Source organism: Halobacillus faecis (genome assembly GCF_007991335.1).
In the GTDB taxonomy this organism is placed as follows: Bacteria; Bacillota; Bacilli; order Bacillales; family Halobacillaceae; genus Halobacillus; species Halobacillus faecis.
Window position 1 is genome coordinate 243401 of record NZ_BJYD01000017.1, and the last position, 12739, is coordinate 256139.

The following is a 12739-nucleotide window of genomic DNA, read 5'->3' on the forward strand; positions in this document are numbered from 1 at the left end:
CGATTAAAAAATCATTCCTAGATTGGCAAACCACGTATCCTGGACTAAATTCAACAGCAACGTTGAAATCCTCGTCATATACCCGGTATAGAGAAACGCACCGGCTAAAACCATCGCAACTCCGCCGATTTTCATAATCTGCTCACTATATTTCAAGATTACTCGTGTGGATCCTATGAAAAAGGAGAAGACGAGAAACGGCAGGGCAAAACCGATAACGTAAACGACGGTGTACAAGATTCCCTGTGTAGGATTGCTTGCTGACAGCAGAAGAATGGAGGCAAAAATCGGCCCGATGCAAGGCGTCCACCCTGTTGCAAACCCCATACCTGCAAAAAAAGTTCCCGCCAGGCTCAGCGACGTTTTCGGTTTCGTCTGCACCCTTTTCGTTTTCATAAACCAGCCGACCTTCAACCAACCGGCAACGAACAGTCCCATCAATATAATGAAAACTCCTGCGAGCCGCTGCAGCAACAGGCCTGAGCTTCCGGTTAAAATATTTTGTACAGCACTCCCTACATAAGAAGCGCCAATCCCTAAACTGATAAATATCGAAGACACGCCTAGAAGAAAGAGGATCGAATGTGTGAGTAACCTCTTTTTCACGTGAAGACTACGATTCTCTTTCATTTCTTTCACACTCATCCCGGTGATATAAGATAAATAGGCCGGGAACAAGGGCAGGGTGCACGGTGATAGAAAAGAAATGATCCCTGCGCCGAGTGCAAGCCAAAGCGTTACATCAGCCCCCATGATTCTTACCTCCTTTTTTCACTAAAACCAATACTAAACTCATTAAAGCGATCACAAGATAAAATACAAGATCCATCCGATACCCCATCAGGTCAGGAGCTCGATAAAGCCCCGCTGCGAGCACAGCCCCACTGAATGCAAAAAACACACTCCATAGACGCTGCTTATGTAAAACAACCATGACAAAGAAGCTGAAAGCGAAGATGACATCAACAAGATGTCCTTGATCCAACACGAGCCTCTCTAATAAGGAAAAGCTCACCATACTACTTGCCATCATGAGGAAATAAGCCTGCACATAAGGCTTATGGACATGACGTTTCCGCCACTCCCACAAGACTGTAGCTATGGAAGCGATATAAAATTCAGCCGTTCCACTTGGATAAGCGAGTACCGAAAGGGGATAGTCTAATAAAAGCTCCCATTGTGTCAAACCTTTTGCTCCTATAAAAAACAGAAGCCAAGTGGTGAGGATCGATGCATAGTGATCCATCGGTATCTTCTTTTCCTGTTGTGAAGAAAGAACCCAAAATACAGCCAGCCCCAAAAGCAATGCGATGACCCTGATGACCAGCAGTGGTTGCAAAATCATATCAAACCCTCTTTTCCTTCTGTCCATCCTAAATCACTTGTGTGAAAATATCATGAAAGAACAGTTTTTCATAATCATTTTCCCATAATAAAAGAAGCCTCTGGACTTCAAGAGCCCCGGCCTCCACAATCTTACACTATTATTCTCCCTGTTGGTTCTTTCATTATTTCAGCCATTCTCAATAAAAGAGAGGACATCTGTCATAGAAAATGCACCATTACGGGGGTGAAGTTGTTCGAAAACTTCTTTCATGAACGTAAAGTCTTCTAAATGATCCAAGGACCAATCATGATGACTGAGGTTATGATTTTGGACAATCTCCCCAATAGCTGACTCCCCTACTCTTTTCACGATAAACGGGGTGACCTGTTCAAAATCAAGAGACGAGCTTGCATTCATGTAGGCATCTTTCAACACTTCATAAGTAAAGACTTCGATATCCATTCCTTTTGGATAAGTCCTGTGAAGAGTATTGGAAGCATACAAGCAATTCGGGTAACACTGAAGAAACATTCCAATCGCTTGATCAACGATGGCAGGATCTATAAGAGGGCCTGTTGCAGACAACCGAACAATCACATCCCCGTTATATTTTCGACCCGTTTCATAAAATCGGCCAAGCACATCTTTTTCTGAACCACGGAACGTCTCGACATGTACCTGCTGGCACAACTGAACAATTGGATCATCGGTTTCCTTCGTCGATGTGCTGACTATGAGTTGATCAATCCTCTTAGAACGCCTCACTCTTTCTATTAAGTAGGCGAGAAGCGGTCTCCCACCCACCTTGTTTATGGTCAGTCCCGGACAATCGGTTTCATTCATCCCCGCCTGTAGAATCGCTAAAACCTTCATTTTCTCCCCCCTACTATAATCATCTTATGATAAAAAGAGGAGCATCATTAATCACAAAAGAGCCAAGGTGCGATCCTGCGTCACCTTGGCTTTCTTTATCATTCGTATTCTTTTTCTATATTCTTCGTACTTCGAACCGTATCGATCGGTCGAACATAATTTTCAATCTCTTCACGCTTTGGCTCAAGCTTCGGTGGAAGTGACAACTTTTCCCCAAGGGTTTCATAGGGTTCATCCCCCATGAATCCTGGTCCGTCCGTTGCCCACTCAAACAAAATCTGTGGGGAAACTTTGGCGTATAAGGAACCGAAATAATGACGATTGACAAAGCCTGAGTTCCTTAAGCCAAATTTTGATAACCGCTGGATCCATTCATCCAATGCATCCTTGTCTTCCACACGGAAAGCAGCATGGTGGACGGTTCCATATCCTTGGCGTGCCGGAGGGAGAATGGAGTTATATTCCACAATGACAGAACCCCCATTGCCACCTTCCCCCACTTCGAACAAGGTGAACGCTCCTTCTTCATCGACTTCCCTGAAATTCATGACCTTCTCAAGCATTTCCTTGAAGTATTCCTTATTGTCTACTCTCACGTATAAGGGGCCAAGACCAGTAATGGCGTACTCCAATGGGACGGGACCTTTTTGCCATGGGGTCCCCGGTGCTACTCCATCATCGTTTTCATCCGATACCAACTCATAAGCTTGATCATCAAAATCGACGAAAGGAAGCACTTTTTTGCCGAACCGTTTCTGAATTCCTTTGTGCTTCACTTCCAGGCGGTCGAAGCGTTTTACCCAGTAGCCCAAGGCCTCATCACTTGGTACACGGAAAGACGTTTTAGCGATTTCATTCGTTCCATGGGACCCTTTTGGAATGCCTGGGAAATCGAAGAACGTCATATCCGTACCAGGATTCCCCTCATCATCTGCGAAGAATAAGTGATACGTTTCGATATCATCCTGGTTGACTGTTTTTTTTACAAGACGCATGCCAAGGACATACGTGAAAAATTCATAATTCTTTTCTGCGCTGCTTGTTATGGCGGTTACATGGTGAATGCCTTTCAATTCATTCATTCGATCGCCTCCTATTTATCTAAAGCTTCTTCGTAATTATCTCAGTTTCAAGATAAATATAATACATCTCCTTTCCCTTGTCAATTTATTGAGTTCATACAATACCCGTTCCGCTCATACCTTCTGTAAAGGGAAGCTCCCTTTTTCACCCGTCCACCTCTACTGATTTTTGGGGTGAATTCTACGTTTTAACAAAAGAAAAGGAGGTCGTATGCACATGGAAACATTCTTCGTGATCGTCAACATCGCTCTTATTTTTGCTCTTATTTTTGTCCTCATCCGTTTGCAGCAAAAACACGTTTCTTTCAGTAAGCGAGTCTTTGTGGGTCTTGGGCTTGGGGTACTTTTAGGTGTTTACTTGCAGTTTGCCTTTGGTACCGATTCCAGCATCACCGCGCAGACAACGGACTGGTACAACATAGCCGGACGTGGATATGTACGCTTGCTTATGATGATTGTCATCCCGCTGATCATGGTGTCGATCATACAATCCATTATCAATCTCGAAAAAACTTCAGAGCTAGGAAAAGTATCTCTGTGGATCATCGGTGTTCTCGTAGGAACAACGGCCATTGCAGCACTTGTGGGGATCGGTAGCTCCTTTTTGTTTGATCTTGATGCAAGTCAAATAGAAGCCGGTCAAGCTGAAGAAAGCCGGGGATTATATTTAGAAGAACGACTGACAGAGGTTCAGGATATGTCCACCCCTCAAAAGATTCTCGAATTTATACCGGCGAACCCTTTTCTTGACATGACAGGAGATCGGGCAACGTCTACCATCGCGGTGGTCATCTTCTCTGCCTTCATCGGCATCGCTGTTCTCGGCGTGCGTCGCAAAAAACCGGAACAAGCAGAAATGTTTGTCAAAATCGTCAACTCCTTTTACGCGGTCGTGATGCGGATCGTTACCCTTGTCCTCCGCCTCACTCCCATTGGAATTCTAGGACTGATGGCTGTCACTGTAGCAAAAACAGATATAGCTGGAATCCTTGAATTAGGAAAATTCGTACTCGCTTCTTATGTTGCCTTAGGTGTGATGTTCATCCTCCACCTTTTATTGATCGGAATTTTCGGGTTAAATCCTTTCACCTATTTACGAAAAGTACTGCCTGTTCTCAGTTTTGCCTTCACATCAAGGTCCAGTGCTGGAACAATCCCATTGAATATTTCTGCTCAGAAAAACAGCCTTGGGGTTGAAGAAGGGGTGGCGAACATGTCCGCTTCCTTCGGTGCCACCATCGGACAAAATGGCTGTGCCGGTATCTATCCAGCCATGCTCGCGGTCATGATTGCCCCTTCTGTCGGGATCGATCCATTAAGCCCTGGCTTCCTGCTTCAGCTTGTTTTAATTGTGGCCATCAGCTCATTTGGAGTCGCCGGCGTCGGTGGCGGGGCGACATTTGCGGCATTAATCGTCCTCTCTTCTATGAACCTCCCTGTCGCTCTTGCCGGATTGCTTATTTCGGTTGAGCCTCTGATTGACATGGGACGTACGGCCTTGAACGTCAATGGTGCCATGACTTCTGGAACATTGACCTCACGCGTGATGAAGACCTTAAATCTTGAGCGCTTCAACGACAAAGAAGCAGTTGAAAAAGATATCGCCTTATGATTCAAAAAAGGCCTCTCCAATTAAGGAGAGGCCTTTTTCATCTATTGCGCTGTACTCACATCATCCATACCATCCTGATTCCCGATCTGCCATGTTCCTAAACGTCGAGGATCTCCGCCTCCGTACATTTGGAGGACATCCCCGTTTGTGCGGATCCCAAGTCCCTGGATGCCGCCATAGAAAACAGGAGAATCATGTTCAATAACAGAGTAGCCTTTCAAATCCCTTAAACGGGCGATGGGCTGCTGCTCGATCAAATTTTCAACATGGACGACGTTATCTTCTGTATAAAAACGACTGCGGCTGATGGCTTCCTGTAAGGTCAGCTGTTCACCAGTGTCTTCATTCCGCCCATACTCGTACTGGATCAAGGTTTGGATCAGCATCGCCGGAATCCTTTTTCCACCTGGAGAACCGATGCCGAGCACCGCTTTTCCATCTTTTTCAAAAATCATCGGCGAAACGAAAGAACGCGGGCGTTTGCCTGGTTCATAAGCGTTCATGGAATCCTCCGCTGTATCGAAATTGTTCATTTGGTGGTTTAAGAAGAAACCATCGATGTACAATCCTGAGCCGAAGAATTTCCCCAGCGAGTTGGTCGCAGAAACCATCATCCCGTCCTTATCGACAACAACAAAGTGCGTCGTATTGCGGTGATCCGCTTTTTCGCCTGGTGCGGTGTACAGATCCGCGGAGCTTGTCAGTGCACCTCCACCGACGGAAAATTCTTCTTCAAACAACTGCTCTGTATATTCCGTAGAAGTCAATTTTTCCTGCTCGACTTCCTCAAATGCAGGGTCACCCAGGGTGTACACACGATCGGTGTAGACCTTGTCGACGATTTTGTTCACAAGGTGGATATAAATATCTTCGTATTGTTGATCATTGACGATCTGTTCCATATTCTCAGGGAGATTCCCATCCAGAAAGGCAGGCCATCCGCCACCAGGAAGGGCATATTCCTCCTCCAAAACTTCATCCAAATTCGCTTCCAACTGCTCCAGCATCTTCAATGCCTGGATTACAATAATGCCAGATGTCGGAGAGGAGCCGGCATATAAGGTCTGGCCTTTGAATTCACCTTTTGGTGCAGGACGTTTACCGACTTCATATGCTTCAAGGTCACCTGGTTGAAAACCGAGTTGACTTGTAAGAGAATCAGCAACCTCCCCTTCATAGAAAGATCTAGCCCCTTCTTGTTGTAGTTTCTTCAAAGTCTCTGCAAGCTCTGCTTGAACAAGGGTATCGTTGATCTGCAATGGCCGATCTTCAGGATAAAACATGTTGTAAACAGCCGGGTCTTCATTTCCTGATTGAATAAAACGTCTTGAGTTTTGAAGCTGCTCATTGAAAATCCGCCCGACTTTGATGCCTTCTTCACTGTGAGTGACCGCATCTTCGAGCAGTTCATTCCACTCCATTTGATCTCCGTAATCTTCATAAACCTCTCCCATCCCTTTTACAAAGCCAGGGATAGCAATTCCGCGTTGTGGACGAGCCCCGCTGACAGGAGCTGCTTCACGGTAATCGTACGTGATCGCTCCTTCATCCGGTTCGTGGACAATCATTTGTCCACCCCCTCCAATCCCGGAGCCATAAGGTTCAACGACATTCAGCACAAAGGAAACGGCAATGGCTGCTTCAGCAGCATTCCCTCCCTCGTTAAGTACCTTCATCCCTGCTTCTACAGCAAGAGGATGTACAGCACTGACGCCATACACAAAAGCTTCTTCCTCTGAAGAAGTATCTACTTCAACCGTCTCCTCACGACCTTGGACTTCATAAGGTTCACGGAACTGGTCAAACTCTTCTTCAAAATAAACATTCCATCCAACTAAGCCGACGAAAATGATGCCGGCTAGTATATAGGTCACTTTCAAATCATTCAAACCGTGGACCTCCTATCCTTCAATGACGCCAGCTTTTTTCAAATCGATCACAAGTCTGCCGTCTTCCATCCGCCATAGTTCATCGTCCAGTTTTTTCCTAAGCGTGCGGAAAATACGGTAATCGCGGAATGGCTTCAAAATTCCATCTGTTTCTCTCGGTCTCGTATCGGATATTTGCATTGGGATAAAGGAGAGTTCCGCTCCCCCATTTTGTAAAAAGTCAAGTTGAGCGAGTGTCGAATCTTTCGTACGCGACCAGCCCTGGTCAAAGACGAAATTCCCGAGACTGTTCATGACGATTGACGTCTTATCTTCACTTTGTGGGTCATCCGGGTCTCTCTCAATATGTACACGAGTGATCGGCTCAAGCACATGAGAGTGGTGGCCGATAATCACATCCGCCCCCATATCAGTCATCAAATATGCAAGCGTTTCCTGTGTATCATTGGAACCGACTTGGTATTCATCTCCCCAGTGCGTATGGACCATGACGATGTCTGCTTGTTCTTTCGCTTCACGAATACGACTTTGCAAAACGCCTAGACCAGCATTCGTCAAAACCCCGCCGACGTATTCACTGGCACTGTAACCTTGTACAAATACATCTGTGAACCCTAGAATTGCGACATTTCTTCCGTTCGCATCGAAATAGTGAATTTCACCCGCATCGGTCAAAGTTTCCTCTTCTTCAAACATTCCTTCAGCAGGATCTAATGCCCGGCCGATTCCCAGCAGATCAAGGTCGAGGTCTTCCATATGTTTAAGGGTTTCTTCTAATGAAAGGTTTCCATAGTCCATCATATGGTTGTTTGCTAGATTGACAGAGTCGAAACCGGCATTCACCAGCGCCTCTTCGGCTCCTTTTTCTGCATACAAGTGAATATCCTTATTACGCAGTTCAAAATCTTCCATGACGGCCTCAACTTCAGGGTTTTCTGCATCAATAACCGGGTTTTCAAAGTTCCCTGTGACATAATCAGACTCATCAAAGTATGGAGTTACATAATCAAACACACGGCCAATCGGTTCTCCACTTCTTACAGCCGCATCTCGGACATGACGCCCAAGCATCATGTCTCCGACCATAGAGATTCTAAAATCCACATCATCCGGCCGTGTATCTTCGGGCATCTCAGGCTTATCAATCCATTGATGACCGAGGAAAGGCACAGCCAATAAAGCTGCAAGCACCATGGAATGGAGGGGCGCTTTCTTTTTGTGCTTCTTCGTCCATACTTTCATCTTATATTTAAGATCTTTTTCTTCCATTGAAAAATCTCCTCTAAATCAAATGGTACGCGGTAATCAATACAAATGTTGCGAAGGCAATCAGGAAAGTGGCACTGAACGTAGGCAGCACTCCCTGCTTTTGTATCGAATTTGCGATCAATCCGGGAACAATGACTCCGATTCCTCTTAATTCCATGACAGGAAAAGGGGTGAGGGGATATAAATAATCCATCGACATCTTCATCAAAACCCCGACGGTCAACATCGCAGCAAATTTACGACGACCGTATAAAACCGTAAACCTTGATAGAACTTGAGAAACGAGTAAGTATGTAATCAAGCTGATCAATCCAACAGCTAATACGTACATCACTTGATCGAATATCAAAGCTATGTAGCCCGGGACAACCAGTCCCGCGGGCACGATCCCTGTTTTCTCTGCATACAACAAACTTAATAAAACACCAATGACAATCGCGATATATAAATCTGTACCGAACACGTGGACTCCAACTCCCTACCATTATTTGTTCGTCTGCAAAACCTTCCGAGAAAAAGAACGACTCTCTTCCGGCTCTTCGATGACGTCCCAGCCTGTTTCTTCTCGAGATGAAGGACGAAATTCAAGCTCCTCAACAGCCGCCGCTACTTTCTCACCAGCTCCGACGATGTTTCCGATTCCGTAAATGACACTATCATCCGGAAGCTCTTTCAAATGATCGACAACAACTTCTGTCGATGCTTTTTCTAAGTTTATGAGATTAAGAGGCCTGATTGTTCCTTCTTCATAGGCTTTTGTAATTGGCCAGACACTTTCTCCCATGACAATCAACCGCTCCATTTCAATATGGGGCAGGACATTTTCTGCGAAATCGATCGTCCGCTCCACTCTGTCACTCCGACAGCTCATGACGACCGTACGCTCTTGATCAGGATAATCCAACTGTTGAATTCTTTCCCAAATGTTCAACGTTGATGTCGTATCATTGGCCGCGAAACCGTTGAAGAAGTATTTAGGCGCTTCCTCTTTACCGAAACGGTGCACACGCATGGCTCCCGGGTCAACGGGTGCCTGAAGCATTCCTTCAAGCGCGACTTCTCGATCGATATCCAATATCTCAGCAACAGCCATTGCAAGGGCTGCGTTTTGAGGGAAAATCATGAACGGGAACTTTTGTAAGTACGATTCATCGATCCAGCTTTCATCAGCAACGACAACCTTAGAATTCTTCTGGCGCGCGATTTTCTCGAAATACTTCTGATATGGCGTTTCCGGTATGATGACATAGCCGTTTTCCGGAATGGTCGAACTGAAAGCTTCCGCAATATCATCAAGTGTCGGGCCCATGACATCCATATGGTCTTCAATGACATTGGCGATGATGGTAATATTCGCCTTCACCAGCCGCTCCTGGAAGACCTTCTGATATTCAGGGTTTACAGCCATACATTCACTGACAAAAGCGTCCGCCCGACGTTTTACCACTTGCTCCGTAATCCTCATTTGTTCATTAATATTCGGGCCCTGCAGACCGCGGACGATTGGCTCTTCCTCTTCCTCATCCCAATAAAACATCCGTGCCGACGTCCCAGTCGTTTTTCCAACCACTTTCCGCCCGTCTTGTTTCAAAATTCCCATAACAAGACGAGTGACCGTCGACTTCCCCCGAATTCCATTTACGAGAATCCGAGTTGGAATTTTTTTCAGTCGGCGATCAAGCTTATATTTCTCCCAAAGACCTACAACGAGCACAAAAACAAAAAAGATCATCAGGTACGCTAACTCATCCACTAACTTTCACATCCTTATCTAGTTCCAAAGATACCAGGAACTCACTCTCTCTAAAACTAACAGATTATTACAACATACGCCACCGCTCGGCATAAGTCCTAGTACTCTACCATACCCTAAACACACATTTTTTAATTGGAATTTTCAAAATACTTTTTGGTAATCTTAACCATTTCATGAAAAACGATGTCCCTGCCCATTTATTTAAGCACAATAGGTGCCTTTTTACATTTCCAATAACAACCAGTAATAACCAATAACCCATGTTCCCCTTATTCCTAGTGCCTCCTCGTTTTGGCATGAAAATTGCTTGTTAAGTATTGAAACGAAAATTTGAAAGGAGCATGTACGATGCACAATCGAAAATGGCTGCTTATAGTATTCGTCACCGCTTTAACTTTTTCGTCCTTCGTTCCTGGCGTCTCAGCGATGAAAGGCGAAAAAGGCCCGATTAAAGGAAACCTGGTCATTGTAGGCGGAGCCCTTGGCTCAAGCAACAGTGACGTCTACAAAGAATTCATCCATCTCGCCGGGGGAGAAGATGATGCTCGCATTGGCATCATACCTGCCGCTTCTAGTTCCCTGAAGTCTTCCAAACAATTCAAAGAAGATATGATTACCTATGGGCTGAACCCTTCAGATGTAGAAATTCTAGAATTATCAAACCATGACTTTAAGGATACGGAGACAAACGAACGAAAATGGAAAAGCAACGCGCAAAAAAATAAAGTTGCCAATCAAATTAAGCAACTAACAGGCATTTGGTTTGTCGGGGGAGATCAATTAAAAATTACAGATACTCTTCTCAAGGCAAATGGAAAGAACACGAAAGCCCTCGATGCTATATGGGACATTTACCAAGACGGAGCCGTTCTTGGTGGGACAAGCGCAGGTGCTGCCATCATGAGTGACGTCATGATCACAGGCGGAGACAGTCTTGGCGGATTCAATCAATCATTCATTTATGAAGATATCTCAAACCCTGATGAAGAATCTGCGCCTGTTTTCATTGAACAAGGTCTCGGTTTCTTTCAATGGGGGATTGTGGACCAACATTTTAATGAACGATCAAGGCTTGGCAGATTAACCGCCACTGCACTGAAGTATGAAGACCAAGGGAACTATGCTTATGGCATTGACGAAGACACAGCAATGGTTGTATCCAATGAAAAACAAACCATTGAAGTGATCGGTAGAAGTACTGTCACAGTCCTTGATGTATCCCATGCTGCTGTTGACGGAGAATCCATAAGAGGAATTGATCTAAGCTATTTGGCAACTGGTGATCAAGTGAACGCACAAGATAAAAGCTTTCGCATAGATGAAGCACGTAATCTCGAAACTACAGGTTATGAGTATTTCAACTTTGAACCTCTACCTGCTACGGGTGTACTGACTTCCTATGGTACATTACCCAATTACCTTTCCTACTCTCTTGTAGATAACGCGGCAGCCGATGAAGTGGAAAGTTATCTCTATGACAGTACAGGAGAAGGATATGAACTTACCTTTAATCAGACGGCAGATACGAAAGGGTATTGGGGATACAAAGATGGTCAAAAAGATTCTTATTCCATTGCCCACGTCACAATGAATGCCACCCCTATCAACGTACAGTTCAAAGAGAACGGGGGGCTATTCGAAGAACACGAGCCCTCACAGTTCACGATGCCGGACTATTCCTTTAATCCTGATACCAAAGGAATGCTCATCATGGCGGGTGGTGCTTTGGGAAGCTCAAACGCAGAAGTTTACGAAGCGTTTATTGAAAGAGCTGGAGAAAGTGGAAAATATGGAATCATCCCTGCTGCAAGTTCAAGTCTTAAGAGTTCCCATCAATTCCGGGAAGATTTAATTTCTTATGGAGTCGGTTCAGAAAAGATAGAAATCCTCCCTCTATCCAATCATGATTTTAAAAACACAAAAGAAGATGAAAGCCTTTGGTTGGAGAATAAGAATGATGATCGTTTGGCAGAAGAAGTGAAAAGCTATGACGCCATATGGTTCGTCGGTGGAGATCAGACGGATATTACCGATGCCTTATTGAATGAGGATGGATCACAATCTAAAGTACTGGAAAGTTTGTGGAAAATTTACGAAAAAGGTGCTGTACTAGGAGGGACAAGTGCAGGAGCAGCCATTATGAGCGACGTGATGATCGCTGGTGGTGGAAGCTTTGATACATTAAGCAAAGGATTCACAAAAACCTACGACAGCATGTCTCAGCAAGAAGGCGGACCGGCTTACCTTGAGAAAGGTCTTGGCTTCTTCCCGTATGGGATCGTTGATCAACATTTTGATAATAAAGCTAGAATAGGCCGGTTGATTGCGACAGATGCTGCTCACGGAGAAACGAATGAATATTCTTATGGAATTGATGAGGATACAGCTTTAATCTTGGATAACAAAGAAAAATCGCTACAAGTTGTTGGTCGCGCCGGCGTTTCGGTCATTGATGTAAACACTCAAGAAGAAAGTGCTGTATGGAAAGGTGACGAAGATATTCGTCTATCCTGGCTTACTTCTGGAGATCAATTGAATCTTGATACGAAAAAATTCTCTATTAGTGATCATAAGGTATCGACAACAGACTATGAGTATTTCGATTATGAGGCTGCTCCACACTCAGGTGTGTTAACTCCTCATGCAGAATTAAACAAATATTTATCTTATGCTCTATTGGATAACGTTCGTGAAACACAGGTGAAAAGCTATAGTTTTAATAAAGGGAAAGGTTTCGAACTGACCTTTAGAGAAGGAGAGGACACAGAAGGATTCTGGGGATACAAAGATGGTAACAAGGATGACTACTCTTACTTGAATGTCTACTTGGATATACAACCTGTAGAAGTAAGCATCCAAAACCGTTAAGAACAGCTAAAAAAAAGAGAGAAACCAATGACAAAAGGTTCTTCCCCTTGCGGGAAGAACCTT

Annotated in this window: 10 protein-coding genes; 2 read left to right on the forward strand and 8 right to left on the reverse strand. The window is 44.7% G+C overall.

The window, feature by feature from the left end; all coding sequences use genetic code 11:
* Nucleotides 1-3 precede the first annotated feature (3 nt).
* From HFA01_RS09870 to HFA01_RS09885, 4 genes are all read right to left on the reverse strand, one after another.
* The gene (locus HFA01_RS09870) at nucleotides 4-753 is read right to left on the reverse strand and encodes a cytochrome c biogenesis CcdA family protein (RefSeq protein WP_146815726.1); all 750 of its coding nucleotides are present in this window, start codon (nucleotides 751-753) and stop codon (nucleotides 4-6) included.
* Nucleotides 743-1345, reverse strand: a complete 603-nt coding sequence (locus tag HFA01_RS09875; protein ID WP_146815728.1) for a hypothetical protein — start codon at nucleotides 1343-1345, stop codon at nucleotides 743-745. Before HFA01_RS09875 ends, HFA01_RS09870 begins: the two co-directional genes overlap by 11 nt.
* Nucleotides 1346-1513: 168 nt before the next feature.
* Nucleotides 1514-2200, reverse strand: a complete 687-nt coding sequence (locus HFA01_RS09880; RefSeq protein ID WP_146815730.1) for a cytidylyltransferase domain-containing protein — start codon at nucleotides 2198-2200, stop codon at nucleotides 1514-1516.
* A gap of 98 nt (nucleotides 2201-2298) precedes the next feature.
* Nucleotides 2299-3282, reverse strand: coding sequence for a ring-cleaving dioxygenase (locus HFA01_RS09885; protein WP_146815732.1), 984 nt, complete (start codon nucleotides 3280-3282; stop codon nucleotides 2299-2301).
* A 217-nt stretch (nucleotides 3283-3499) separates the two neighbouring features.
* On the opposite strand from HFA01_RS09885, the gene HFA01_RS09890 reads away from it, so the two are divergent.
* Nucleotides 3500-4894, forward strand: a complete 1395-nt coding sequence (locus tag HFA01_RS09890) for an L-cystine transporter (RefSeq protein ID WP_146815734.1) — start codon at nucleotides 3500-3502, stop codon at nucleotides 4892-4894.
* Nucleotides 4895-4935: 41 nt separating this feature from the next.
* Here the strand turns inward: HFA01_RS09890 and HFA01_RS09895 are convergent, their stop codons facing one another.
* Genes HFA01_RS09895 through pgsB form a run of 4 tightly spaced genes read right to left on the reverse strand, consistent with a single transcriptional unit; the run spans nucleotide 4936 to nucleotide 9784 of the window.
* Nucleotides 4936-6783, reverse strand: coding sequence for a gamma-glutamyltransferase family protein (locus HFA01_RS09895; protein WP_146815736.1), 1848 nt, complete (start codon nucleotides 6781-6783; stop codon nucleotides 4936-4938).
* A 12-nt stretch (nucleotides 6784-6795) separates the two neighbouring features.
* On the reverse strand, nucleotides 6796-8052 hold the full coding sequence (locus HFA01_RS09900; RefSeq protein ID WP_146815738.1) for a CapA family protein: 1257 nt from the start codon (nucleotides 8050-8052) through the stop codon (nucleotides 6796-6798).
* A gap of 13 nt (nucleotides 8053-8065) precedes the next feature.
* Nucleotides 8066-8515, reverse strand: coding sequence for a poly-gamma-glutamate biosynthesis protein PgsC (gene pgsC / locus HFA01_RS09905; RefSeq protein ID WP_146815740.1), 450 nt, complete (start codon nucleotides 8513-8515; stop codon nucleotides 8066-8068).
* A 21-nt stretch (nucleotides 8516-8536) separates the two neighbouring features.
* A complete protein-coding gene (pgsB, locus tag HFA01_RS09910; protein WP_167506220.1) occupies nucleotides 8537-9784 on the reverse strand; it encodes a poly-gamma-glutamate synthase PgsB in 1248 nt (415 codons plus the stop codon).
* A gap of 372 nt (nucleotides 9785-10156) precedes the next feature.
* On the opposite strand from pgsB, the gene HFA01_RS09915 reads away from it, so the two are divergent.
* A complete protein-coding gene (locus HFA01_RS09915) occupies nucleotides 10157-12676 on the forward strand; it encodes a cyanophycinase (protein ID WP_146815744.1) in 2520 nt (839 codons plus the stop codon).
* The last annotated feature ends 63 nt before the right edge of the window (nucleotides 12677-12739 follow it).